At 32.5% G+C, this 23,020-nt stretch carries 33 protein-coding genes; 14 read left to right on the forward strand and 19 right to left on the reverse strand.

The window, feature by feature from the left end; translation table 11 throughout:
• Positions 1 to 31 precede the first annotated feature (31 nt).
• The 4 genes from DSQ20_RS06575 to DSQ20_RS06590 all read right to left on the reverse strand — a co-directional run bounded on the left by DSQ20_RS06575 (position 32) and on the right by DSQ20_RS06590 (position 2,929).
• Positions 32 to 571 carry an O-methyltransferase gene (locus DSQ20_RS06575; protein ID WP_255458175.1) on the reverse strand — a complete coding sequence of 180 codons (540 nt, stop codon included), beginning with the start codon at positions 569 to 571 and terminating at the stop codon, positions 32 to 34.
• 227 nt (positions 572 to 798) lie between these two features.
• The gene (locus DSQ20_RS06580) at positions 799 to 2,097 is read right to left on the reverse strand and encodes a hypothetical protein (protein WP_255458176.1); all 1,299 of its coding nucleotides are present in this window, start codon (positions 2,095 to 2,097) and stop codon (positions 799 to 801) included.
• A gap of 150 nt (positions 2,098 to 2,247) precedes the next feature.
• Positions 2,248 to 2,421, reverse strand: a complete 174-nt coding sequence (locus DSQ20_RS06585) for a hypothetical protein (RefSeq protein ID WP_179365035.1) — start codon at positions 2,419 to 2,421, stop codon at positions 2,248 to 2,250.
• Positions 2,422 to 2,533: 112 nt separating this feature from the next.
• A complete protein-coding gene (locus tag DSQ20_RS06590) occupies positions 2,534 to 2,929 on the reverse strand; it encodes a 2-isopropylmalate synthase (protein WP_179365036.1) in 396 nt (131 codons plus the stop codon).
• A 78-nt stretch (positions 2,930 to 3,007) separates the two neighbouring features.
• Between DSQ20_RS06590 and DSQ20_RS06595 the strand changes: the two genes are divergently transcribed.
• On the forward strand, positions 3,008 to 3,691 hold the full coding sequence (locus DSQ20_RS06595) for a UbiA family prenyltransferase (RefSeq protein WP_179365037.1): 684 nt from the start codon (positions 3,008 to 3,010) through the stop codon (positions 3,689 to 3,691).
• Here DSQ20_RS06595 and DSQ20_RS10780 read toward each other — a convergent pair.
• Together DSQ20_RS10780 and DSQ20_RS10785 are read right to left on the reverse strand one after the other, a co-directional pair.
• A complete protein-coding gene (locus DSQ20_RS10780) occupies positions 3,680 to 3,868 on the reverse strand; it encodes a hypothetical protein (RefSeq protein ID WP_255458177.1) in 189 nt (62 codons plus the stop codon). The genes DSQ20_RS06595 and DSQ20_RS10780 overlap by 12 nt on opposite strands.
• A 110-nt stretch (positions 3,869 to 3,978) precedes the next feature.
• Entirely contained in the window at positions 3,979 to 4,362 is a 384-nt protein-coding gene (locus tag DSQ20_RS10785) for a methyltransferase domain-containing protein (protein ID WP_255458178.1), read from the reverse strand.
• Between the two features lie 119 nt (positions 4,363 to 4,481).
• Here DSQ20_RS10785 and DSQ20_RS06605 point away from each other — a divergent pair, with 119 nt between their 5' ends.
• Together DSQ20_RS06605 and DSQ20_RS06610 are read left to right on the forward strand one after the other, a co-directional pair.
• Positions 4,482 to 4,958, forward strand: a complete 477-nt coding sequence (locus DSQ20_RS06605; RefSeq protein WP_179365038.1) for an Hsp20/alpha crystallin family protein — start codon at positions 4,482 to 4,484, stop codon at positions 4,956 to 4,958.
• Between the two features lie 88 nt (positions 4,959 to 5,046).
• Positions 5,047 to 6,186: a 3-hydroxyacyl-CoA dehydrogenase family protein gene (locus DSQ20_RS06610; RefSeq protein WP_179365039.1), complete on the forward strand. Its 1,140-nt coding sequence runs from the start codon at positions 5,047 to 5,049 to the stop codon at positions 6,184 to 6,186.
• On the opposite strand, the gene DSQ20_RS06615 is transcribed toward DSQ20_RS06610, so the two are convergent.
• A complete protein-coding gene (locus DSQ20_RS06615) occupies positions 6,169 to 6,681 on the reverse strand; it encodes a TIGR00725 family protein (RefSeq protein WP_179365040.1) in 513 nt (170 codons plus the stop codon). The genes DSQ20_RS06610 and DSQ20_RS06615 overlap by 18 nt on opposite strands.
• Positions 6,682 to 6,756: 75 nt before the next feature.
• Between DSQ20_RS06615 and DSQ20_RS10790 the strand changes: the two genes are divergently transcribed.
• From DSQ20_RS10790 to DSQ20_RS06625, 3 genes are all read left to right on the forward strand, one after another.
• A complete protein-coding gene (locus tag DSQ20_RS10790) occupies positions 6,757 to 6,879 on the forward strand; it encodes a hypothetical protein (protein WP_007550830.1) in 123 nt (40 codons plus the stop codon).
• 110 nt (positions 6,880 to 6,989) lie between these two features.
• Positions 6,990 to 7,400 carry a hypothetical protein gene (locus DSQ20_RS06620; RefSeq protein ID WP_007550831.1) on the forward strand — a complete coding sequence of 137 codons (411 nt, stop codon included), beginning with the start codon at positions 6,990 to 6,992 and terminating at the stop codon, positions 7,398 to 7,400.
• Between the two features lies 1 nt (position 7,401).
• Positions 7,402 to 7,599: a C2H2-type zinc finger protein gene (locus tag DSQ20_RS06625; protein WP_007550832.1), complete on the forward strand. Its 198-nt coding sequence runs from the start codon at positions 7,402 to 7,404 to the stop codon at positions 7,597 to 7,599.
• Here DSQ20_RS06625 and DSQ20_RS06630 read toward each other — a convergent pair whose 3' ends face one another.
• Genes DSQ20_RS06630 through tuf form a run of 3 tightly spaced genes read right to left on the reverse strand, consistent with a single transcriptional unit; the run spans position 7,600 to position 9,451 of the window.
• Positions 7,600 to 7,803 (reverse strand): hypothetical protein, encoded by a 204-nt coding sequence (locus DSQ20_RS06630; RefSeq protein WP_007550833.1) that lies wholly within the window; start codon positions 7,801 to 7,803, stop codon positions 7,600 to 7,602.
• A 29-nt stretch (positions 7,804 to 7,832) separates the two neighbouring features.
• Positions 7,833 to 8,141 (reverse strand): 30S ribosomal protein S10, encoded by a 309-nt coding sequence (gene rpsJ / locus DSQ20_RS06635; RefSeq protein ID WP_007550834.1) that lies wholly within the window; start codon positions 8,139 to 8,141, stop codon positions 7,833 to 7,835.
• A gap of 11 nt (positions 8,142 to 8,152) precedes the next feature.
• Positions 8,153 to 9,451, reverse strand: a complete 1,299-nt coding sequence (gene tuf, locus DSQ20_RS06640) for a translation elongation factor EF-1 subunit alpha (RefSeq protein ID WP_007550835.1) — start codon at positions 9,449 to 9,451, stop codon at positions 8,153 to 8,155.
• Positions 9,452 to 9,582: 131 nt separating this feature from the next.
• Here tuf and fbp point away from each other — a divergent pair, with 131 nt between their 5' ends.
• From fbp to endA, 5 genes are all read left to right on the forward strand, one after another.
• The gene (gene fbp, locus DSQ20_RS06645) at positions 9,583 to 10,719 is read left to right on the forward strand and encodes a fructose-1,6-bisphosphate aldolase/phosphatase (RefSeq protein WP_179365041.1); all 1,137 of its coding nucleotides are present in this window, start codon (positions 9,583 to 9,585) and stop codon (positions 10,717 to 10,719) included.
• 46 nt (positions 10,720 to 10,765) lie between these two features.
• A complete protein-coding gene (locus DSQ20_RS06650) occupies positions 10,766 to 11,173 on the forward strand; it encodes a hypothetical protein (protein WP_048109838.1) in 408 nt (135 codons plus the stop codon).
• Positions 11,174 to 11,223: 50 nt separating this feature from the next.
• Positions 11,224 to 12,996 (forward strand): ATP-dependent DNA ligase, encoded by a 1,773-nt coding sequence (locus DSQ20_RS06655; protein ID WP_179365042.1) that lies wholly within the window; start codon positions 11,224 to 11,226, stop codon positions 12,994 to 12,996.
• Positions 12,997 to 13,064: 68 nt separating this feature from the next.
• Entirely contained in the window at positions 13,065 to 13,718 is a 654-nt protein-coding gene (locus tag DSQ20_RS06660; protein ID WP_007550841.1) for a DUF47 domain-containing protein, read from the forward strand.
• A gap of 145 nt (positions 13,719 to 13,863) precedes the next feature.
• Positions 13,864 to 14,400, forward strand: coding sequence for a tRNA-intron lyase (gene endA, locus DSQ20_RS06665; RefSeq protein WP_179365043.1), 537 nt, complete (start codon positions 13,864 to 13,866; stop codon positions 14,398 to 14,400).
• Here endA and DSQ20_RS06670 read toward each other — a convergent pair.
• A complete protein-coding gene (locus DSQ20_RS06670; RefSeq protein WP_179365044.1) occupies positions 14,397 to 14,774 on the reverse strand; it encodes a hypothetical protein in 378 nt (125 codons plus the stop codon). The genes endA and DSQ20_RS06670 overlap by 4 nt on opposite strands.
• A 2-nt stretch (positions 14,775 to 14,776) precedes the next feature.
• A complete protein-coding gene (locus DSQ20_RS06675; protein ID WP_179365045.1) occupies positions 14,777 to 15,013 on the reverse strand; it encodes a hypothetical protein in 237 nt (78 codons plus the stop codon).
• A gap of 96 nt (positions 15,014 to 15,109) precedes the next feature.
• On the opposite strand from DSQ20_RS06675, the gene DSQ20_RS06680 reads away from it, so the two are divergent.
• Complete coding sequence (locus tag DSQ20_RS06680) at positions 15,110 to 16,894, forward strand: SDR family NAD(P)-dependent oxidoreductase (protein WP_179366347.1); 1,785 nt, start codon at positions 15,110 to 15,112, stop codon at positions 16,892 to 16,894.
• The gene (locus DSQ20_RS06685; protein ID WP_179365046.1) at positions 16,891 to 17,340 is read left to right on the forward strand and encodes a hypothetical protein; all 450 of its coding nucleotides are present in this window, start codon (positions 16,891 to 16,893) and stop codon (positions 17,338 to 17,340) included. Before DSQ20_RS06680 ends, DSQ20_RS06685 begins: the two co-directional genes overlap by 4 nt.
• Before the next feature lie 736 nt (positions 17,341 to 18,076).
• Here DSQ20_RS06685 and DSQ20_RS06690 read toward each other — a convergent pair.
• From DSQ20_RS06690 to DSQ20_RS06715, 6 genes are all read right to left on the reverse strand, one after another.
• Positions 18,077 to 18,862, reverse strand: coding sequence for a sulfite exporter TauE/SafE family protein (locus tag DSQ20_RS06690; protein ID WP_179365047.1), 786 nt, complete (start codon positions 18,860 to 18,862; stop codon positions 18,077 to 18,079).
• Positions 18,863 to 18,899: 37 nt separating this feature from the next.
• On the reverse strand, positions 18,900 to 19,547 hold the full coding sequence (locus tag DSQ20_RS06695) for a hypothetical protein (RefSeq protein WP_179365048.1): 648 nt from the start codon (positions 19,545 to 19,547) through the stop codon (positions 18,900 to 18,902).
• A 43-nt stretch (positions 19,548 to 19,590) separates the two neighbouring features.
• Positions 19,591 to 20,082, reverse strand: a complete 492-nt coding sequence (locus DSQ20_RS06700; RefSeq protein WP_179365049.1) for a DUF192 domain-containing protein — start codon at positions 20,080 to 20,082, stop codon at positions 19,591 to 19,593.
• A 49-nt stretch (positions 20,083 to 20,131) separates the two neighbouring features.
• Positions 20,132 to 20,317, reverse strand: a complete 186-nt coding sequence (locus DSQ20_RS06705; protein WP_179365050.1) for a hypothetical protein — start codon at positions 20,315 to 20,317, stop codon at positions 20,132 to 20,134.
• A gap of 220 nt (positions 20,318 to 20,537) precedes the next feature.
• Positions 20,538 to 20,786, reverse strand: coding sequence for a hypothetical protein (locus DSQ20_RS06710; protein ID WP_007550854.1), 249 nt, complete (start codon positions 20,784 to 20,786; stop codon positions 20,538 to 20,540).
• A gap of 55 nt (positions 20,787 to 20,841) precedes the next feature.
• Positions 20,842 to 21,381, reverse strand: coding sequence for a thermonuclease family protein (locus DSQ20_RS06715; protein ID WP_179365051.1), 540 nt, complete (start codon positions 21,379 to 21,381; stop codon positions 20,842 to 20,844).
• A 136-nt stretch (positions 21,382 to 21,517) separates the two neighbouring features.
• On the opposite strand from DSQ20_RS06715, the gene DSQ20_RS06720 reads away from it, so the two are divergent.
• A complete protein-coding gene (locus DSQ20_RS06720; RefSeq protein ID WP_007550856.1) occupies positions 21,518 to 21,826 on the forward strand; it encodes a hypothetical protein in 309 nt (102 codons plus the stop codon).
• A gap of 182 nt (positions 21,827 to 22,008) precedes the next feature.
• Here the strand turns inward: DSQ20_RS06720 and DSQ20_RS06730 are convergent, their stop codons facing one another.
• The gene (locus tag DSQ20_RS06730; RefSeq protein ID WP_179365053.1) at positions 22,009 to 22,308 is read right to left on the reverse strand and encodes a hypothetical protein; all 300 of its coding nucleotides are present in this window, start codon (positions 22,306 to 22,308) and stop codon (positions 22,009 to 22,011) included.
• Positions 22,309 to 23,020: the final 712 nt, after the last annotated feature.

Raw genomic sequence — 23,020 nt, forward strand, 5'->3', positions numbered from 1 at the left:
TGAACATATTTGAAATATTTCATAAATTGGATTAATTTTTGCTATTTTTCTTAAAAGATATTTCTTGTCCATTTCCAATTGGAACGGTAATGGATTCAACGGATGGGATTCCATGTATGTGGCTGAGATATTTTTTTATGTATTTTTTAAATCGTATTGGATAAAGTATGTTATCTGCAGCAATTATACCATCTTTTTTTAACATTGATAAGCAGATATCAAAATAAATTGGATATAGCTCTTTATCTGCATCAATAAATACAAAATCAAAATAATTTTCAGAATTGGATTTTACAGATTTTTTCAGTTCTAATAGAACATTTTTAGCAGTACCCTTTTTGATTTCAATCATTTTAGATACACCTGCTTTACGAAAGTTTTTTTGTGCAATGTTTATTTTGTGGGGATTTTGCTCTATAGTAACTATCTTTGAGTTTTTTCCAATGATTGCATTGGCAAACCACAATGCAGAGTAACCAAAAGAAGTGCCTATTTCAAGTATTTTTTTTGGTTTGTAGGTTTTGAGAAGAATGTAATAAAAAATTCCAGTATCTTTAGTGATTGCAAGCATTCTTTGATCATGTGAAATTTTTTATAGTTTTTTTCTTCGTATTTTGATCTTTTTTCCAATGAATGTAAAACTCGGGCAATTTTTTTATCCAATAATAAACATTACACATAACCTAAATTTAACATTATGAACCAACAAACCAATACCAAGGAAGATATTATCAATGTTAAGTGAGAAACAAATCTACAACATAGTTAAAGGATAAATAGAAAAAATTTAATTATTTTCTATCTATACGTTTTATACAATATTTCGTTTAATTGTGCTTTCAATTCTCCAATCTGGCCTCGTAAATCAATAATATTGGCAGTATGCATTTCTATCTGTTCATTATAATTTGATGGTTTATTTGGATCATGAGTAATAGAACGCAGCGTATTTCTTTCACTTACAATATCGTTTTGCAATTTAATTAGTTGATTTTCTATATCAGTGATTTTAGAATTAGATTCTGCATTTCCAGCAGGGGCTACAAAAATGGATGTAAGGTTTCCAGACAATATCTTAGCAGAAGACATCTGACATGTATTTGGAGCAATTTTATCACCTAATTTGACATTGATGGTTTCCATATCAGAAGTTACCGAAATCACAGGAAGTTTTACTATTGTTTTACCAGCGCACGCTTCAAAGACTGCATCATATGTATTCTCACCAGTAAGTGCTTTTTTTGCCATTACTAAAGTTGCAGATTGGTCTTCAATTGGAGTACCAGTAAAGGATAGTTTTTGAACATTGTATTTTTCTTGTGGCACTGCATATACAGCAAAGTATAATCTGTATAGATCTTCTTTTGTTTCATTTAGTTGCTTTCTAAGTTCAGTTATCTTTGCAATTTGAGTAACATCTGGAGCCGATTTGGTACCTAGTAAGTTTCTTGCAACAGCAAGTTCTTGCTGTAAAGACGATACCTTTGCTTCTAAATCAGATAGAGTCTTTGAAATATCGCCCTGATTTAGTAAAGTAATTTTTATGGTATTTGGGTCAGCTGCTTTGATAAACGTAGCACTAACAATGCAGGTATTTGGCTCAACTGTCTCTGGTATTTCATAGCGTTGTGTCTCACTATCGGATTTTATCAAAATATCAGGAACGTAGATCTTTTGAGATGATGAACATATTTCAAATGCAACATCATACCCAGATACAGCATATTTTGGAGATACCTTTCCAAATTGAGTCTTTATCGGTTCCACATACAATTTATTTATAGTTCCCAAAACAAAGTCACCTTGAGAAGATTGAGCATTCAAAAGTGTTTCATCAACTGGTTTTGCCCAGCCTTTTGATACAAGCTTTAAAACATTATCAGTTTTCACACATGCAACAGAATTTGTTCGTTCACGAATTACTTTGAACATTCCACTTTCACATGTTAGATCATCAGAAGAGATACCTAGATTGATCTGTTTTTTTAAAGAAAGAACATCTGCAAATGAATCCTGCAAATTAGGTACCATCATAAGCATTGAAACAGAAAATAATACAAAAATTATTGAAAATAAATTAGATTTTTTTAGAAACATGATGTTTTTGAATTATTATGATATTTAAGTGGTTTCAATGAGTTATCATCAAAAATTAAAGTCATTTGAATTGCTCGAGTATATCAGAATTAAAATTCATATGACCATTTTTTCTCATAGTATTAGAAATACAAAATAATATTTTTTGAATCAAGAGTAATCATCCTCAAAAATCCAAGATAACCCTATCATATCAAGAGCACAAGTATTTTGTCTTGAAACAAGATTCATGTGAAGTTTTTCTTCCTCTTTTACTGGTAAACTTTCAACCAGACTTTTTGTAGCCTCGGAGTGGCCATTTTCAACATATTGTATTTGTTGCATTTTCAAAATTATTAAATCAGAAAGATATTTGTCAATAGTGTCGTATTTGTGGCATGCCTTTATTTTGAATTTAAAACATAATTTCAAATGACAGAAATTTGAAATCTAATAATTATGATGTTTTGTATTTGTTAGATAATATCAAACAAACAAAAATTCCTTTTCCAGAGATAGCATCAGCCCTATGATTCACGCCTTTTGGGATAAAGATTGTAGCAGGGGAGCTAACCTTATAGATTTCATCATCTAATTGAATCTCATAAACTAGCTTATCATCCTGTGAAAGGATCAAATTTACTTCATCCACATCATGCTTATGCAAACAACTGTATTTTGATATTTTTTTATCAGACATATTAACAAAATGAATGGCAGTATGAATTTTGGATTCAGGTATAATTTTTTGACTCAACATAGAAATACGTTTAATAGATGTTTTTTGATGGAATGGAATTTTTGACAATGGTTCATTAATTCCCTTTGTAATGTATTTTTTATATTTCCGCATAATTTAGAAATATAATTTTTAGTATAAAACAAGTCTGATTACAAGTCATCATATAAACAACAAAGAATATCAAAATACATGCAACAAGACAGAACCTCAGAATGGTTTGTCCCAAAGATTGGTCCAAGAAACTTTAGAATTGGAATTGGAATGTTGTTTTTACCTTATACTGCCATTGTTACATGTTTTGCATTATGGGGTTCACTTGTAACTGATTTTACTCTTGACAGAATAGTTTCAATAGGAATAATCTATTTTCTTGCAGTGGGAGTAGCAGCTCACTTTCTTGATGCAGTAGGTGGAAAAACTAAACCTTGGGGAACACTACCAAAAAGAAAAATAACATCAATTGCAATATCATCACTTGTAATTGTATTTACTATTGGACTATACTATGCATTTTTGGATTCCCCGTTACTATTCCCCATAGGAATAATTGAAGGATTTTTTCTGTTTGCATATAATCTAGAACTTTTTGGTGGAAAATTTCACAACAACATATCAACCATAATATCTTGGGGGATTTTACCAGTGTTTGCAGGGTCTGCAATACAATCAAACTCAATTTCAATTGAGACAGTAATTTTAAGCTGTATTTCTGCAGGAATAACTTATGTTCTAATAACAACATCTAGAAAATACAAAGAACTTAAAAAAGAAGGAATTGAAAGTAGTAAAATTAAAAATAAAGAAAATATTCTAAAAATAATCACATTAGTGGTGTTATCAGGAACTATTTTGTTTTTTATTTTACGAGTTTAATTTTTGTCCTACTATCACTGCACATGAATTGAGCGTCAAGTATTCAACCTCTACATCTAAACCATATTTTTTCATAGCAGAAACATAATTTTCAAGCCAATTACTTGAACGAATTAGTTTTGGAAGTTCAACAAATGCATCATTCCAAGTTGGAATGAAATATCCGATAAAGCGCAATAAAACAAAATAAAGATTCCAGAGATTTTGAATAAAAATATTGTTAGGGTATGTGAAATCATGTAAGATTATTACTCCGTTTGGATTTAAGTGTAAAATACATTTTTTGATTAATGTTTGGGCATCACAATATTTTGGAATGTAAGATGATACAATTGAATCGAATTTTGTCCAATTTTGAGATCTTCGGCATCTTGATGAACAAATAAAATATTTTTAAATGATTTAGAATTTGATTTTGCAACATCAAGATAACTAGGAGTAAGGTCAACACCTACTATAGTGACATCTTGAAATTTTTGTGCGATCATTCTAGTCAATATTCCAGTACCACATGCCAAATCTAAGATAGATTTCCCATGAATTTTATCAAGAATGTGTCTTTTCCAAAGCATATCTTTACCAAATGTTGCGTATCTAACAATTTTATCATATGATCTAGACGTATTTGCAAAAAATTTTGGTACGAGGTTTTTTGGAGAATAAATTGACAATCATAAGACATAGATCTATGTAACGTATATTCATTAAGAGTAAATTAGAAAAGATCAAAGTCATTATCAAAGGTGAAAATTTACAATAATTTGTTAAATTAGGCATACAAAATACAACCATGGCAAAATCAAAAAAACCTGCTAAAACAAGTGCCATAGTAACTCCATCTTTAACATCAAATTGGTTTGACATTAACAAATCAATTGACAACCTAAGACAAGAAATGGAAAAAGTATTTTTGTCATTCCCCTCAATATCCATGCCAAAAATGAACCATACATCTTGTGATATTATTGATGAAGGAAATCAATTTAGAGTAAAGATGGACACACCTGGAATTCAAAAAAACGAGATAAAGCTCAATGTAACTGAAAATTCTATTGAGGTTACAGGAGAACATAAAGAAGAGGAAAAGAAAAAGAACTATCTAAGAAAAGAAAGACACAGTATGTCATACTATCAAACAATTCCTCTCTCCGAAAAGATAATTCCAAACAAAGTAAAAGCAAAACTAACCGATGGTGTACTAGACATAATATTGCCAAAAAGCAAACCTACCCCCACACCAAAGAAAAAAGCTGTAAACGTACAGTAATTTTTTCTTTCTTATTTCTTTAATTGAATGATTCGGTAGAAATTCAGAGTAATACATTATAAAGGATAATTGATTTTAAAAAAGTCTGATGAATCTCAATAACATCACAGTATTAGGTTCTGGAATTATGGGTCATGGTATTGCACAGGTTTCAGCAACTGCAGGATACAATGTAGTTCTAAGAGATATCGAACAGGGATTTTTAGATAAAGCAATGGAGAAGATCAGATGGAGTTTAGACAAATTAGCAACTAAAGGAAAAATAACACAACAAGAAGCAGACTCCATTTATTCAAGAATAACACCTATTGTAAATCTTGCAGATGCTGTAAAAAATGCACAGTTAGTTATTGAGGTAGTGCCAGAAATTATGGATTTAAAGAAAAAAGTTTATGCAGAACTAGATTCAGTTGCAGGTAAAGATGTAATATTTGCATCAAACACAAGCACTCTACCAATTACGGAAATCGCAAACACAACATCACGTCCAGATAAATTCATTGGAATTCATTTTTTCAATCCACCTCAATTGATGAAATTAGTAGAAGTGATTCCAGGTGAAAAAACATCACATGATATAATTGATTTAACTTTAGAGTATGTAAAATCTGTAAAAAAAGAGTCAGTAATTTGTAGACGAGATGTTCCAGGTTTTATTATCAACAGATTATTCATTCCAATGGTTCATGAAGCATGTTACATGATGGATAGAACTGGAGCAACGATGACTGAAATTGATTCGGCAGTAAAATTCAAGCTTGGTTTTCCAATGGGGATTTTTGAGCTAGCTGACTTTACTGGAATGGATGTAATACACAAAGCAACTACAGAGATGTATCTTAGAGATAAAAAAGTGATTTTGCCACATCCGACAATTGAAAAAATGTTTGATGCAAAAAAACTTGGCCAAAAATCAGGGGAAGGATTTTACAAATACTCTGACGATAAATATGAACGTGTTGCATTATCTGAAGAGATGGCACAAAAATGCAATCCAATTCAAATTGTTGCAAATATTTTAAACAATGCAGCTTGGCTTGTTTCTAACAAAGCAAGTGACATTGAAGAAATTGAAAAAGCTGCATTTCTCGGGTTAGGATTAAAAAAACCACTCTTTGAGACAGCAAAAGAAATAGGAATTAAAAACATTGTAAATGAATTAAAACAGTTAGCAACAAAACACGGTAAATTTTACGAACCAGATCCGTTGCTAATTTCCATGCAGTAATTCAAGAATTTTCTTTACAGCATCTTTTGCAGTGTCAACACCAATAATTTTGACATTTTTTCTATGATCAACATATCCATCAATGAATTTGTCTGCAGCCCCGCCGGTATTTCTGATTGCAACCAATGGTTTTTTGTGCATATATGCAGCACAAATCTCAGATAATGTTCCAGAGCCTCCACCAACTATTATTATTCCATCAGCAGATAACGCAGTTAGAAAATCTCTGGTAAGCCCCATACCACTTGGAATCACAATGTCACAAAATTCATTTGCGTGAGATGGATCATCTTGAGGAATTATTCCAACAGTTAGACCATTGGAGTCATGAGAACCCTTAGCTGCTGCTTTCATCACACCGCCCAATCCACCAGTCATTAAAACACAATTAGATTTTGCCACTTCGCAACCAATCTCATAGGCAATTTTTTCATGTGCGGGGGTACAGCCATTATCATTATGGCCAATTACCAAAATTTGGGTTTTCTTTGTCAATAAAATGATTCAATTATTCACCATCTAATACTTTCCTAACGCAAAAGATATTAAATAATAAAATACAAATCAGTCATGGAAAAACGTTCAATGCCAGTTTGTTTTACAGCAAAACAATACAAAATGATCGAAGAATTTGCCAAGAGAAACGGTATGCTAAATACAAGTCAAGCTCTTGAAAAGATCTTAAGCAGTTAATCATTTTCGTTATTTTTGTTTTTATTTAATCCAAAACGACATGGTTTTAGGCTTTAATTCGGTAGACAAATTTTGTATTAACTTAAATTATTTCAATTATAACGTTTGACGTGGGATTACTAAGCAGAAAGCCAACATATTGTAGTATTTGTAATAAGGAGCTTACACACAAACATAAACCAAAAAGAGAATGGAACATCAAAGGAAGACTTTGTGGAGACTGTCATTTTGAGAAATCAAAGGAATTCTACGAAGGAAAAGTTAGACAAGCGTGTGTTTTGTGTGGAACCACAAAGATAATCTCAGAATTATGGGAACCAAGATGGCAGTGGGATATGGAAGGATTGTTGTGCAAAGAATGTTTTGACAATAAAGAAAAATCATTTGATGTAAAAAAGAAATTTTGTGCAATATGTGGAACAACTATGGGATTTATCAGACATAATCCAAAAAGTAAATGGAAGATTGAAGGCCAACTTTGTAGAAAATGTTGGGATGATAAAAAAGCAGAACTGGGATAAAATGGGATTTTTTAAGAAAATTGCATGTGATGTTTGTAATAGAAAATTTTCTCACCAAGAAGAATTGATGAATCACAAGCAGATTGTACATGGAAAAGATCTGCAATATGATTGTAAAGAATGTAAAAAATATTTTTCAAATATGGAAGATATGAGAACTCATTTACAAAGAGAACACAGTTACAAAAAAGACAGATAATTAAATTGCCTTTACTGTTTTTACTACAGGTGGTCTTACCTTAGTAAATACTCTAAATCCACAGATGCATTTTATTTCAGGTAATCTAGATAGCTCTGTGTTTGAGACATTAGTTCCACATCTTAGACAAGAATAGATTACATCAAATGTCTCAACAGGAGTTTCTTCAACGGTTTCAAAATTTTCTTCGGCCATATTTATCATCAAAATTTCTATAATTTAAGGATACCAGATTAAGTTAGAGATAATTCAATGTAAACATCATCAGGAATTTTTAGTCTCATTAATTGTCGTATTGCTTTATCATCAGCATTAATGTTAATTATTCTTCGATGCATTTTCATCTCCCATTTTTCATATGTCTCAGTTCCGCTGCCACATGGGGATTTTCTTGTTGCAACATGTAGTTTTTTAACAGGAAGTGGAGTTGGACCTTTAACTTTAACACCGGTCTTTTTACCAATGCCCATGATCTCATTACAAACACCGTCAAGTTTAGGAAGACTTATGCTTGTTAATTTGACACGAGCAGTTTGAGTCATAGCAACTCAACCTATGGTTTGTACTCTTCAGTAATTTCCTTAACAATTCCTGCTGCAATAGTTGCACCCATATCTCGTAGTGCAAATCTACCCATTTCAGGGAATTCTTGGAAAGTTTCTATGCAAGTTGGTCTTACAGGTCTAATTTTTACAATTGCTGCATCACCAACTTTAAGGAACTTTGGATTTTCTTCTTCAACTGCTCCTGTAGCTGGATTAATTCTTTGTAAGAATTCAGTTACAGTTGCTGCTACTTGTGAAGTGTGACAGTGCATTACTGGAGTATAACCAGGTGCAATTGCAGTTGGGTGATGAATAACAATAATTTGTGCTTTGAATTCTTTTGCAACCTTTGGTGGTGCATCAGGAGTTCCAAGCACATCTCCTCTTTTGATATCTTTCTTTTCAATACCTCTGAGGTTGAATCCAATGTTGTCACCTGCTTCTGCAGTTGGCATTTCAGTATGGTGAGTTTCAATTGATTTGATTTCACCTAGTGCACCAGAAGGCATTACAATAATTTTTTGTCCTGCTTTCATAATACCAGTTTCAACTCTACCTACAGGTACAGTACCTACACCAGTAATTGTATAAACGTCTTGAATTGGAACACGCAGTGGTTTACCAATTGGTTTTTCAGCTACGGTAAAGTCATCAAATGCTTGAATGAGTGTCTTTCCAGTATACCATGGCATGTTTTCAGATTTTTTAACCAAGTTGTCGCCCTTCCATCCAGAAACTGGAATAAATGGGACATTTTCTAATTTATAACCGACAGATCTAACTAGTTTTTCGCCTTTTTCTTTTGCTGCTTTGTATGCTGCCTCTTTGTATTCGACTGCATCCATTTTGTTAATTGCAACAATGATTTGGCCTACACCGAGTGTTTTAAGCAAAAATGCATGTTCTCTTGCTTGACCACCTGCAGCAATTGCAGTGTCAGTTTCACCTTCTTTTGCAGAAAGCACTAGAATAGCAGCATCTGCTTCAGAAGCACCAGTAATCATGTTTTTGATAAAGTCCCTGTGACCAGGTGCATCAATTAATGTAAAGAAGTATTTTGGTGTCTCAAATTTTTGGAAAGCAAGATCAATTGTAATTCCTCTTTCTCTTTCATCTTTAATATTATCCATAACCCAAGCGTACTTGAAAGTATCACCTTTTCCGGTCTTCTCGGATTCGGCTGCGTGTGCTGCAATAGTTCTATCATCTACAACACCGAGATCCATTAAGAAATGACCCATAGTTGTTGATTTTCCATTATCAATATGACCTGTAACAATCAGGTTCAAGTGTGGTTTAACTGCCATATGACATCCGTGTTGGAGGGGATTTATTACTGTTATGAATTTTTGAAAAAAATATAGAAATTTTTCCAGATTTTTCAGATCAAAAAAAAATAAAAAATTACACATAAATCAAAGGGGAAAACAGAGAAGTTATGAAAATTACAGTTTCAGTTATCAAAGCTGATGTAGGAGGAATCGGCGGACACACTAGACCAAGTGATGCATTAATAGAAGCAGTTAGAAAAACTGTCAAAAATTCTGGAGATTTACTAATCGACCATTATATTGGATATTGTGGAGACGATGTCCACATTGTCATGTCACATAAACATGGAATGGACAATGATAAAATTCACAAACTTGCATGGGATGCATTTATGGCAGGTACTCAAGTTGCAAAGCAAGAGGGACTTTATGGAGCAGGACAAGATCTTCTAAAGGATTCATTTTCAGGAAATGTAAAAGGAATGGGTCCAGGGGTTGCAGAAATGGAATTTGAAGAAAGACCAAATGAAGCATTTACAGTTTTTGCTGCAGATAAAACAGAGCCAGGCGCATTTAATTATCCAATTTATAGAATGTTTGTAGATAGTTTAAGCAACACAGGATTGATCGTAAACAAGTCACTTGCAAGTGGAGTGATAATTAATGTAATGGATGTTGAAGAAGGCAAGATTGCAAAATTATCTTTGTGGGAAGACAAACCAACTATCGAAGCAGCGTTGATGTATCCAGGAAGATATGTTGTTTCAACAGTAACTACAAAGCAAGGAGAGCCGATACTTGCAGCATCAACTGACAGACTACATAACATTGCAGGAACTTATGTAGGAAAAGATGATCCAATATTACTAATTAGAACACAAAAGAATTTTCCAGCAACTGAAGAAGTAGGAAGTGTATTTAACAATCCACATTATGTTGCAGGTAATACAAGAGGAAGTCACAACATGCCATTGATGCCAGTAAAACTAAATTCTGCAGCATCGATCAATTTTTGCATTCCAATTGTAGAGGCACTAGTCTTTAGCATGCATGATGGAAAGTTTACTGGTCCATTTGATGGATTTTCAACTCCTGACTGGGATTATGTCAGAGAGATCGCAACAAAAAAAGCACTTGCAATGAGAAGCCAAGGATTCATTCATCCAGCAACACTTGTTCCATCAGAATTAGAATATGCTGAAGGATATAGAGCAAGAATGGACATACTAGAAACCAAGATGGTTCCAATTGATGACATAATATCAAAGTCCGAAAAGAAAGAAAATTACGAAGACCCAGATTAAATAATCAGAAAGGGTTAATACAAATCAGAGCGTACCAAAATCACCCATGCAAATCTTGAAAGTGTTTGATTGGAAGACATATATTTTCACGGCAATTGCAGTTATCTCGTTTTCAAACTTCATGGCAGTATTATTTGGACAAACTATACCTGCAACATTTATGACATTTTTCAAATATGCTGGAGAGACAATAATTTTAGCAACTGTCTTTTTGTTTGCGCTTACGTGGTTTTTAAAAGCAAGACCACATAATCGTCCAAAAAACTATTCAGTAGTGGTGTTTGATGTGTATGGGCAGATAAGCAAGATACAAGATATCCGTACAGAATTCAAAACGCATGATGTAGCATGGAGTTTTATGAAACAGTACAAAAAAGAATACCCGTTATACAATTTTGCAATGGTATCAAAGCTTTCAAAAACAGACAAACCAACAATTTTCAGATATATCTAAAAACCATACAAGATTCAGACTTTTATTCAGGATGATATAATAAAACTAGAGTGGAGTTTGCCATTCTAGCTGATGCATTTAGTAAAATGGAGTCAACTACAAAAAGATTAGAGCTAACTCAACATTTAGTAGAGTTATTTGAAAAAACTCCACAAGACATAATTTCAAGAATCGTTTATCTTTTACAAGGAAAACTTAGGCCAGATTTTGAAGGAGTGGAATTAGGAGTAGCAGAAAGATTAGCAATAAGAGCAATTGCAAAATCGGCAGGCTCTGATAGTGCCGAGAAAAAAATAGAGGAAGAATATAGAAAGAGTGGGGATTTAGGACATGCTGCATCCAAAATTTTGGAGCAAAAAGAACAGACAACATTCATGATGCAAGACATTACAGTTGAGCGAGTTTATGAGAACTTATTTACAATTGCAAAGTTAGAAGGCTCAAAGACTCAAGATAGGAAGATGAAATACATCTCGGGGCTGCTAAATGATGCAAATCCAAATGAAGCTAAATTCATCTTAAAGATTTTACTTGGAACATTAAGACTAGGTGTAGCAGAAAATACAGTAATGGATGCTCTTGCAATTGCATTTACAGGAAATAAAGAAAACAGAAAAGCATTGGAGCATGCATATAATGTATCAAGTGATTTGGGTAAAGTTGCAGAAACAATTGCAAGTAAAGGACTCAAAGGAATAGAAGAATTTGAAATTAATTTGTTTAATCCCATACGACCAATGCTTGCAGATAGAGTGAAAAGCGAAGAAGAGGCAATTGAAAAACTAGGTAATATTTTTGCCGCAGAATACAAACTTGATGGAGAAAGAGTTCAGTTACATATCGAAGGAGAGAAAGTAATATTATTTTCAAGAAGTTTAGAAAATATCACAAGTTATTATCCAGACATTGTAGAAAAAATTCCTAAAACAATTCAAGCACAAAAAGTAATTTTAGAGGCAGAAGCAGTAGCAATAAATGAAAACACTGGAGAATTTTTACCTTTCCAAGAACTTATGCATAGAAGAAGAAAATATCAAGTAGAAAAAGCAGTATCACAGTATCCAATTACTGTAAACTTTTTTGATGTGTTGTATTACGATGGAAAAAGTTGTCTAGAATTACCATACGAAGAAAGAAGAAATTTGTTAGAAAAAATTGTAAAAGAAGACGATTATGCAAAACACATACCAATGAGCATGGTAAAAAGTCAAGAAGACATAGAAGAATTTTTGGAAAACAGTATCAATTCAGGATGTGAGGGAGTGATGTTAAAGATGTTAGATAAACCATACCAAGCTGGGTCCAGAGGAAGTTACTGGCTAAAACTAAAAAGAGAATACAGAAATGAGCTCGGAGATAGTCTTGATCTAGTAGTAATAGGAGCATTTTTTGGAAAAGGTAGAAGAACAGGAAAGTATGGAACGTTACTTTTAGCTTCATATGATTATGATACGGATGTTTTTACAAGCATATGCAAAGTAGGTACAGGATTCACAGATGAAGATTTGGATCAACTTTACCAAATATTATCAAATAAAGTAACAATAAAGAAAAACCCAAGAATAGATAGCGATATGGAAGCTGATGTCTGGTTTGAACCAGAGTTAGTTATTGAAGTTGTAGCATCAGAAATTACTTTAAGCCCAATCCATAAAGCAGCAAGAAATGAAATCAGAAAAGATACAGGATTGGCGTTAAGATTTCCAAAATTTACGGGAAAAATAAGATTAGAGAAAGATGCCGAAGACGCATCGACTAATGAAGAGGTATTGACCTTATTCAAAGGACAGAAAAAAGTAGCTCATGATAAAAATTTGATGTGATTTGTGCTCAATAATTCCAAAAAATCATAGAGGATTTAAATTACCTCATGATATTTTGGAATTCAGAAATGTATAGCGGAGAGCTTGAAGTTCAAGCAAAAAGAAAGGCTATAGCAGTTTTACAAGACGAAATCAACCGAATCTTAAATGCTGCCAGAGAACTTGCAACACTACCAGATTTGATGATGAAAAAAGACAAAACAGGTATTAAAAATTCATTGGAGCAAATATCAACTATCGAAGAAGAAGTAGAAAATCTTAGAAGAAAAATAACTAGAGAAGTTGCTGACGTTGGTGGTTTAATCATGAATAGAGAAAATCTCCTAAACACAGCATATACAATGGATGAGATTGCAGGTTACATTACTGGAATCGCATTCAAACTTTCAAACATCAAGATTACTACATTAAAGAGTGCAAAGTTAGACGAAGATATTACAAAGTTGATTGAGCTGGTGGTAGACGAGGTTTACAAACTAAATGAAATCATACGTAGTCTAAATACCAATACTGCTAATGCCATTGAACTTGCACAAGAAACACAAAAAATAGAACGTGAGATAGACATCAAATATAGACATGCTACAATCAAGCTTTTATCAGAAGTTACTAACACCAAAGAGCTATTACTGATAAAAGATGTAATCGAAGGAATTGAAGAAATGTCAGACAAATGTCAGCGTGTCTCTGATTCTTTCATATTATTAGCACTGAGTCTATAACACATCCACCACACCCAACTTTTTACTTAATTTTTATATTGATTCACAAAACCAATGACAAATTACCCGATTTTTAAAAAAACCATTACAACATACATGCGTAAAATAGAGAATTCATATACGTAAGTAAATTAAAAAAAACTAAATGAAGACAGAGCTTGTCGAAAATAGAATCATCGTATGGAACATTGAAGATTCTCGTAAATTATTTAGTCATGGATATTATGGCAAACCAATTGGAATACCAAAACCAAAACCAGAAGAGATTAACGTTCCATTAATTTTAGACCTAATTGAAGGGCTTTACCTACTAGAAAATAAAAAAATTACAATTTACAAATCAAATCAAAAGATCACAATAGATTACATGATAGAGATGTGTAAAAAGGAGTATCATGATTTTGACAAAAAATATTTAGTATACAAAAACTTTCGGGATAAAGGATATGTAATTAATCCAGGAATAAAGTTTGGATGCGATTTTGCAGTTTATGAGAAAGGCCCAGGCATTGATCATGCACCATTTTTAATTCAAGTATACAATAGAAGTGACCCAATTACATCTACTGGAATTGTTTTGGCAGGAAGATTAGCAACTACAGTAAGAAAGCAATTCATTTTGGCAATTCCAAGAGGAAAAGATAAAGTAGATTTTCTAGCTCTTGATTGGTGGAAGGCTTAGAGTTTTTTTATGTGTCCAGCTATTCTATCGTAAATCTCAAAAAGTTCTTTTGTAATTCCAAATGAAAGATGATTCTTCCATTTAGGTCGAATTCGAATAGCACCATCAGTTGGTTCGACAAATATTGTTGCATCATCAATTGATTGTTTTGCAATCATCTCATTAAGCTCGGCATCTTCATTTAGTCTTCTTGCAAGACTACCACTGCCATTCCATTCTACTTTAAGAATGGTCTTTGATGAAAAATGTCCCTTTGTGATTAGTTTAGTTTTAGTAACATAATCTTGGTCATTTTGTCCGGATTGCTTTCTAACAATAAAGTGTGCTTGATATCTATCTAGTGCACCCCATGGCATTGGATTTGTATCTTGCATCGCTATCCCTTTTGAATAATTTGAATTACGTCAATATTAGAATTAGTAACATCAAGACAACCCTTGTTTGATACCATTCTAGGTGTTTGAGAAAAATATCTACTATAATACTCGCCTTTTTCAACATCATCACTTCCAATTTCTTTAGATTTAGAATCTACTCCGATCGCCTTTAACATATCAGAGAATTTCTCAGGCCAAGATTTTAAAACAAATGTATCTGACTCAGAATCATGCATAAAATACAAAAAACCATACCCACAAATAAAGATATCAAGAAATTATTCTAAGAGATCAATCGAATTAAATAATACAAAAGTTTCGTAAGTATGTCTATGCTGAAATTTCAAGGCAAAGTTGCACTAGTAACTGGCAGTGGAACAGGAATAGGTCAAGCCATTGCTAAAAAATTTATTGAAAATGGTGCCAGTGTGATAATTCTTGGTAGACGAAAAGAACCCTTAGAAGAAACATCAATTATGCTTAAAGAAATTATTTCCAAAGTAAACAGTGGAGCATCAGTAAGAATTTTCTCAGGAGTGGATGTAAGTGATGAATTTGGAATGAATGAAATGTTTGATACATTAAAAAAAGAAAACGTTACCGTGGATTATGTAATTAATAATGCGGGTGTTTCAGGCCCAGTAACATGTTTTTCTCATGCACCGCTTGATGAATTCAAGAGTGCCGTAGAGATTCATTTGACAGGTACATTTTGGGGTTCAGTACAAGCTCTCAAAGTAATGAAAGAAAATGGCAAGATTGTAACAATATCTACATTTTTCACTGAAGAAAGACCACATGAACAAAGACCATACAGATTTAGAAGTCCATACACTGCAGCACAAGGTGCAAAGAACAGACTAGTTGAGGCAATGTCTTGGGAATTAACTGATAAAAAAATCATATCAATTGGAACAAATCCAGGTCCAGTTCACTCAGATAGGATATACAAGACAGTATATCCAAAAGCAGCAGCAGAATTTTTACGTGTCACGGGATTTGAAGACTTGACACCTGTTCAAGTTGATACAACAAATAAAGAACTATTTCCATTATTAGGAGAAGATGAAAATGTGGTAAAAGAAGGAATTGCAAAAGCTGCACAAAAATTAGCAAAAGAGATGAACAAAGATGTTTCAAAATTAACTGTTACAATTACAAATCTATTAAACAAAATTCAAACGATAGCTGAAAAAGTTCAGAAAAACACATCACATATGATTGCAGATCAGCAATTCCTATCACAAGTTCAAGTTGCTGAATCAGTTTTGAATCTGTGTGATGATAATATTGCAAAAATATTAAACGGCAAAGTAATTCCGGGGGATAGAGTATTTTATCCAGTAAAACCATTCATCGGTACAACAACACCAGGAGTTCACCAACCTGACTTTACAGGAAGATCAGTTGTTTTTACAGTTGATGCAACTGAAAAATCAGACGCCCAAAGAGTAGAGTATCTTGCTCAACACGTCATAAAAAATGGCGGCAAAGTTGCGTGTTTTATCTCTGAATCAACTCCTAAAGAATTACAAGAGTACATCAGCTCAAAGTTTCATTCACACATAGTAAATATCAAGAATCCAGATGAAGTTAAAAAATGGCTAAACACTGCAAATACCAACCTTGGAAGTATTTTAGCAGTGATACATATCACAGGTAAACTACCAAACATTTCAAAATTAGTTGAACTATCAAGAGCAAAATGGGAAGAACTAGTTGAAAAATTCATCACCACTCCTGCAACAGTAGGACAAGGTGCACTAGAACAATTTGTTCCAGGAGGAGGCAATGACCCAAGACTATTCAAAGATGCAAAAGGTGCACTGATGATAATTGGTCCAGATTTACCTGTGGGTCCAAAAGTCACAGGAATGCAAAGAGCACAGGTAGAGGTATTTCGTGGGGCACTAAGACCATTTACTACTACAGTAAATCAAGAACTTAGCGATGTTTTAAATTCAAAAATTAGATTATTTACTATTTTCCCAGGTTCTGTAACTGGAATAGAACCAAAAAATGAGAAAATAGTTCAAGCGTTGAATTTCCTAGTAACGGATAGTGCGCTTGATTCATCTGAAGTCACATTTTGTGTTGATGAATCAAGATTAGAATGAAAAAATTTTCTGAACTTAAAGTTGGCGATGAGTTTTTTTCCACATGTAGTATTTCTGAAAAAGAATTAACAGAATATTTCAAATTCTCAAGAGTAAAAAATGCATTTTTAGAAGACATGCAAAATGAAAAACAGAAAATTGTTTCTGGAAGAGCAATTTTATCTAGAATGGAAGGAGAGTTTACCAGACTGAGTCAAATTTATGGCAATCACATAGTTTTTGTTGGAACAGATGGTGATTCTGAATGGGAGAATAGAAGTAGTAGATTTCTAAAACCTCTATACACTGACGATGTATTGAAGATAAAATTTACAATATCTGCAAAAGAAGACATCGATGATGAATTTGGAAAGATTGCAATTAACTATGAAGGAACAAAACAAGACGGAGAGATAATTGTACTTTCAAAGAAAAACTGGTATAGAATAAAAAAATCAGTAACTTAGATCACGATATCTAATTGATTTTAATTCACACGTGCAGTCTTCTCTTTTTCCACATTTAGGGCAATTACAAAGACACATCAGTAATGAAGTATCACACACATTACACTTAGTATATTCAGCAAAATCTTCTCTCATTTGATATAATTATAGATTAAAGAAAAATAAACCTAAAATTATTAATCTTAAAATTTGTTTGATATTTTATGGAATTCCATACAAGTATCAATTAGAGGTAGAACATCATAAGGGATTAAACATCCTTGTATCAAATAACAACATCATACAATTGTATAGTAATGGTTTAAAGTAAATATTAAAAATATACAGCATGACTTTAGATTGTAACTGCACAGTCAATGATTATGGAGAACTACTCCAAGAATGCGAAGGACATAAAGAAGCCAACTTCATGAAATAAATTTTTTAAAAATTTTGATGCCCCCTCAAAAATGGAGGCAAATGAAATGCGTTAACTAGTTTATGTGAGCTTTTTGGCTTCCAGCTAACACCGCGAGATGTCCCTGACTCAATGAAAGGGCAAATACAAAACACAGTAATAACAAACATTAGTTAAAAAAGACACTTTTTAGTAAACTCTTACAACATATTTTTATGAAAATGTAAAAAATATATTAAATTCACGTTAAAAATAAAAATAATATAGATTTTAAAGAAATTTTTAAAATAATATCCCGACTAAAAGTCTGTGCTGCATAATACTCAGAACATATTTTGATCAAATATGCAATAATTTAACAAATAAAAATAAATTTTCAGATGCAGAATCAAAAAATAATTTGATCGCAGCCAAAATAATAATTGATGAAACTAGAATTTGCAAATATCTTTCTTCGATATCTAATGAGAGTCTTGCACCAACTAATCCACCAACAAATGCGCCGGCAGCCAATAATCCTGCGTGCATAAAGTCAGGGTGACCCAAAATACTGTGAACAATAACTCCAGATAGAGATGCAAAAAGCAAAATAAATTGCGATGTTGGAGCTGCTTTTTTCATAGTCATTCCCATTCCAACTACCATTAATGGAACAAAGATGATACCTCCGCCGATTCCAAAAAAGGACGATATTATCCCTGCAAAAAAACTTGCACTTATTGCAAATACGATCATTTGTTTTGTTAGAGTCTTTTCTCTAGTCTCTATCTTTTTTCTCAAAAATATATAGACAGCAGAAGATACTAACACTAATCCAAATAGAACCTTAAAGATCGAAGGAGCTACATCACTTGAGATATAGGCACCAAGTATTGTACCAGGAATACTCAGAAGTCCTAGTTTTAATCCAAGAGAATATTCAATTCGTTTTTGTCTAGAATATGAAAATGTAGAAGCTATGGAATTACTAAATGCCGCAAACAAACTATTGCTTGCAGCTAAAGTGGGAGGAAACCCAAAAAAAGTCAATACAGGAACTACTATTATTCCACCGCCAAGACCTATCATCGAACCAAGGATTCCAGCTACAAATCCCAATGGAATGAACCATAATTGATCAATCAAGATATTCAACCATGCAAATTGTAAACATTACTTAAATTTAGTTTGATAGGATAAGCTTCCAAAGATATCCATCAGAATTTGTAGTAATTTCTAAGAAGAGTTGTTTATCGGCCAATCCACTAACCTCAGAGGAACTAGTAGTTCGCTTTGCCTCCAAGTGATGAGATTTTGCAGCATCAATCCATTGAGATATAGATTCAAAATTTCCAGGTTTTTTATCTTGCCAACAATCACATACAAGAGAATTGATCATAATTTGATAAGTTGTCTTTAGTGAATCAAGATTAGAAAGATATGGGTCTGTTTGAATTACTCCAAGTACAGCATCAGGATAATCTAAAGTTCCAACCATGTGAATGTTTCCAAGAAAGTTACCCTCAGGATCTTTAAGCTCAGTTGAGGTACAGTAATTGATTGAATTTTGTTTTATCTCATCCTGATAAAAAGTACAATATTTGGCAATAGAACTACCTGTGAATGTCAAGGGACTGGACATCAAAATTCCATCTGATGCAAGTGATGATTTTAAAATAGAATTAGAATCCACATAAGAGAAATTCAATTTTGGATACTCCACAGGTTCACGCAAGATTGGTTCAACAGTTGGTTGACTAGAAGTAATACCCAGAAAAACAAGGATGATTCCAATGCCGACAACAATTGGTAGTAGAACGGTATTTTTCATTTTATCGTTTAATTTTTCATTAATAAAATAAGGTTTTGCAATTCTAAATTGAAATAATACTTAACTTGGAATCTTTAGTAATGTTAAATTTATCTACAAAACCAGAAGTGACCTCTAATATATACAGGGCTTTGCCATCAGGGGCAAAACTTTGACAGGTCATCGTCTCAAGGGCAGTTTTACATGGAGGAACATCTTTTTCAATATGAATAATGTTGCCGTTTTGATCAAACCAAATCATATCAAGAGAGAACTGCATGTTTAACATCCAAAGAGAATAAACGCCAACCTCATCAAATACAAAGATCATTCCCTGATCATATGGAAGTTGATCTTGGAACATTAATCCCCTTACTCGTCGCGGTTCAGTATCTGCAACTTGGACTTGTAATGCAATGTCATCTATTTTGATTGTACCTCTTGGAAATTGTACAGATTCTAGTTTGCTGTCACTTGGAATAGACATCAATCCAACAGCTCCAATTATCACTGCAGCTATTGCTACTGGGATCAGAGTCTGAGTTCTGGTTGCCATAAAATTGGTGTGAGTTTCCTTTTAAAATAGTTAGAGTAAATAACTGAACTTAAACGCCAAATGACTTGAATTTTTTATCACACTTTACACATTTTAGTCCCTTTGTTTCACTACCGCATTGTTTACAACGCAAGGAAACACCCAGCACTGTTTTGGGGTTGATTTTTGAAGTTTTGATGATCAACGCCACCACTAAAATTATTCCAACTGCAATTCCAATCCAAACAAGCACCATACATAACAATACAGTAAATGCATATTAAAACAGTGTCACGAATAGGTCCATAATTGAGAGTCTAAAAATGTTAAATCCAATCTGTATGTTGTTAATTCATGAAGCCTCATTCTTGTAGGAATTGTGGAAAAGAATTATGGCAAAACCAGAAAATGTGTCCTAGTTGTAAACAAAGTACAGGATATGAGGGTCCAGATTAATTTGAAGTATAATACAAATTTCAAGGTCCATCAAGAATTGATTGAAGTTTCTCTATGACAATATTGTGTATTATTATCTCCATAGGAATTGATGAATTTGCCACTAGGTTTTGATTGTCTTTTATTGCTTTTTGAACTCTTTCTTTGATTTCTTGATCTTCAAAGATTTGTTTTCTTAATGAAAACGCATCTTTTTGATTCTTTACAAAAATTTGCAGCCAATAATACCCAGTCTGGCTATCATCAATATTGATTTCAGTTATTTTCATAACAATATTTCTCAAATTACTATTTTAACATAGTTTGCAGAGCAATAATCAGAGATTAATCAGTACACCCAAATTTTTTTACCCAAGGTTCATCGGAGAACTCACTTTCAGAACAAAACAAAGTAGATATTTTTGCATTGCCTGATTCTAAAATTTTCTCATTGAGATTAATATCGTTGCAATATACTACTGCAAGTATTCGACCATAACTGCCTTCGGGTTGTCCATCATCTTCATCAACTAAAACAGAAGAACCAACAGGACATATACTAGCAACAAAATCTTTTGCAACCTTACCTTCCAAAGTATTTATCTCGGGAGCACTTGCCAATGTAAATCTTATAGATCTTTCATCAACCTTGATGGTATCACCATCAGTAATTTTTGTTACTTTGCCTGAAAAGCAATCAGCATTACCAATACATTTTGAAGTAGATGATTCAATGGATGGAGGTGCAATTGTTTTAGAATCTATTTGTAATTTTTCTGAAATAATCTCAGTTACCTCAGATATTGGAATTTGTACTTTGACTTTTTCGGTATTTTGAGCAGATTCATAATATAAAAAAACTGCCAAAACTCCAAGTAGAACCATAAGAGTAATTCCTAAAATTATGAAATTCAATGATTCTACATAGTATTATACAAACTTAAGATAATGTTTGTGCGATAGAAAACACAGCCAAGAGAACCTCAAACAATATACAACTAAAGTACTTAGAATCATCATCATGAATCCATTATTTCAACTTAGTACAAGAAGATATCAAAAAGAGATCATTCTTGTTAAACAAGCATTAGCAGACTTGGAAAAAGAATGCGATGAAACTAATGGATATACAATTGATGTTCCCTTTGAGAAATTTGGATGGACATTTTTCAATATTCAAATTAGTGAAAAAATGGCAGAAAAAATTGAAAAATCAGGCATGATGAAAGGGGCTTTAGGGTTTAAAATTGGAGAGCAAATGACTAATTTCATAGGACATTATCTCGAAACCAAAGGAAGTAACGTTCGAATCAAGAAAATAGATTATTGATAATTTAGGACCAAATATCAACCCCTTTAGGATCTCTCTTTTTTCCCCATTTGTGTTCAATTTGCAGATGTGTCTCTAATTTATTAGGAGAATTCACAATCACATTACAAATAAGACAACGATAATTCATAGAAATAAAATTAGAGAAATTTTAGATTAAAGGGAGTGGTTATAATGAAAAACTAGTTTTTACGCCTTCGATAAGGATTTTTTTCATAAAACTTTTCAACATTTTCATTCCATTGTTTAGATTCTGAAAGATGAGATCTAGGATGAGGTCTTTTTCCATTATTTGATAAAATATCACTGTGTTTGTCATAGAAATTATCAGTTTCATTAATCAAAACATCAAGAAAATCAGACGCTTCTTTTGCTTCTTGACCCTTGGGGTCTCGATGAGCCATAATTGAATTTGATAATGTATCAATTTTTGAAGTCTTTAGTTTGTATTCGCTTAAAACTCGATGTTCAAAAGAGATCATTTCACATTATGTTCAAATTTACTAGTGTATGTTCATTTCGGTTGATAGAAATTATAAAATAAAATTATACTAAATAATTTTATTCAGTTTTATATTTTAGATTACATGTTGGACAATACCAAGATACGGATTCACCTTGTTCAAGAAATATCATTCCAAAACATTTTGGACATTGACCAATGTCGTCATTCATTAATTTTCTAAATTAGCTATTCAAATTAAATATTTCAAAAAATACTACAACGAGGAATTGGAATACAAAAACGAATTTTGAATGCTTCCATCCTTTTTCGTTTATTCCTTTACTGTCATTAACTACGACAGTTCCTCGCCATACAATATACAACTAAATGATATTAAAGAGATTCTACTAAAAATCATTAAATTCATTTGAATAATATTAATTAAACTTAATAAATGTAAATAAATGAATATCATATTAAAAATTACATGTTTTAAAAAAATAACAATAAAAAATTACAATAAACAATAGATCATTTTAGAAATTTCCAATTTAAACCTTAAATATTAAAAATTCTTATAATGTATGATGTCGAAATCACTTTCGGCTGAATAAACTGCGTGACCCTGCAGAACAAAAAAAGGCAATCAGTCGTTTAACGAACTGACCACGAGAGGAAATCTCTCTATGTTCTGTAATTGAGGGTTACGCCTTTTCTACTCTTCAACTAGTGCCAATACAAAAGAAATA

The organism is Nitrosarchaeum sp. AC2 (assembly GCF_013407385.1).
Taxonomy (GTDB): Archaea; Thermoproteota; Nitrososphaeria; order Nitrososphaerales; family Nitrosopumilaceae; genus Nitrosarchaeum; species Nitrosarchaeum koreense.

Coding starts and splice junctions, on each gene's coding strand:
- DSQ20_RS06575 (WP_255458175.1), bottom strand. CDS start 571: ATGCTTGCAATCACTAAAGATACTGGAATTTTTTATTACATTCTTCTC.
- DSQ20_RS06580 (WP_255458176.1), bottom strand. CDS start 2,097: ATGTTTCTAAAAAAATCTAATTTATTTTCAATAATTTTTGTATTATTT.
- DSQ20_RS06585 (WP_179365035.1), bottom strand. CDS start 2,421: ATGCAACAAATACAATATGTTGAAAATGGCCACTCCGAGGCTACAAAA.
- DSQ20_RS06590 (WP_179365036.1), bottom strand. CDS start 2,929: ATGCGGAAATATAAAAAATACATTACAAAGGGAATTAATGAACCATTG.
- DSQ20_RS06595 (WP_179365037.1), top strand. CDS start 3,008: ATGCAACAAGACAGAACCTCAGAATGGTTTGTCCCAAAGATTGGTCCA.
- DSQ20_RS06605 (WP_179365038.1), top strand. CDS start 4,482: ATGGCAAAATCAAAAAAACCTGCTAAAACAAGTGCCATAGTAACTCCA.
- DSQ20_RS06610 (WP_179365039.1), top strand. CDS start 5,047: ATGAATCTCAATAACATCACAGTATTAGGTTCTGGAATTATGGGTCAT.
- DSQ20_RS10790 (WP_007550830.1), top strand. CDS start 6,757: ATGGAAAAACGTTCAATGCCAGTTTGTTTTACAGCAAAACAATACAAA.
- DSQ20_RS06625 (WP_007550832.1), top strand. CDS start 7,402: ATGGGATTTTTTAAGAAAATTGCATGTGATGTTTGTAATAGAAAATTT.
- DSQ20_RS06630 (WP_007550833.1), bottom strand. CDS start 7,803: ATGATAAATATGGCCGAAGAAAATTTTGAAACCGTTGAAGAAACTCCT.
- rpsJ (WP_007550834.1), bottom strand. CDS start 8,141: ATGACTCAAACTGCTCGTGTCAAATTAACAAGCATAAGTCTTCCTAAA.
- tuf (WP_007550835.1), bottom strand. CDS start 9,451: ATGGCAGTTAAACCACACTTGAACCTGATTGTTACAGGTCATATTGAT.
- fbp (WP_179365041.1), top strand. CDS start 9,583: ATGAAAATTACAGTTTCAGTTATCAAAGCTGATGTAGGAGGAATCGGC.
- DSQ20_RS06650 (WP_048109838.1), top strand. CDS start 10,766: ATGCAAATCTTGAAAGTGTTTGATTGGAAGACATATATTTTCACGGCA.
- DSQ20_RS06660 (WP_007550841.1), top strand. CDS start 13,065: ATGTATAGCGGAGAGCTTGAAGTTCAAGCAAAAAGAAAGGCTATAGCA.
- endA (WP_179365043.1), top strand. CDS start 13,864: ATGAAGACAGAGCTTGTCGAAAATAGAATCATCGTATGGAACATTGAA.
- DSQ20_RS06670 (WP_179365044.1), bottom strand. CDS start 14,774: ATGCAAGATACAAATCCAATGCCATGGGGTGCACTAGATAGATATCAA.
- DSQ20_RS06675 (WP_179365045.1), bottom strand. CDS start 15,013: ATGCATGATTCTGAGTCAGATACATTTGTTTTAAAATCTTGGCCTGAG.
- DSQ20_RS06680 (WP_179366347.1), top strand. CDS start 15,110: ATGCTGAAATTTCAAGGCAAAGTTGCACTAGTAACTGGCAGTGGAACA.
- DSQ20_RS06685 (WP_179365046.1), top strand. CDS start 16,891: ATGAAAAAATTTTCTGAACTTAAAGTTGGCGATGAGTTTTTTTCCACA.
- DSQ20_RS06695 (WP_179365048.1), bottom strand. CDS start 19,547: ATGAAAAATACCGTTCTACTACCAATTGTTGTCGGCATTGGAATCATC.
- DSQ20_RS06700 (WP_179365049.1), bottom strand. CDS start 20,082: ATGGCAACCAGAACTCAGACTCTGATCCCAGTAGCAATAGCTGCAGTG.
- DSQ20_RS06705 (WP_179365050.1), bottom strand. CDS start 20,317: ATGGTGCTTGTTTGGATTGGAATTGCAGTTGGAATAATTTTAGTGGTG.
- DSQ20_RS06710 (WP_007550854.1), bottom strand. CDS start 20,786: ATGAAAATAACTGAAATCAATATTGATGATAGCCAGACTGGGTATTAT.
- DSQ20_RS06715 (WP_179365051.1), bottom strand. CDS start 21,381: ATGGTTCTACTTGGAGTTTTGGCAGTTTTTTTATATTATGAATCTGCT.
- DSQ20_RS06720 (WP_007550856.1), top strand. CDS start 21,518: ATGAATCCATTATTTCAACTTAGTACAAGAAGATATCAAAAAGAGATC.
- DSQ20_RS06730 (WP_179365053.1), bottom strand. CDS start 22,308: ATGATCTCTTTTGAACATCGAGTTTTAAGCGAATACAAACTAAAGACT.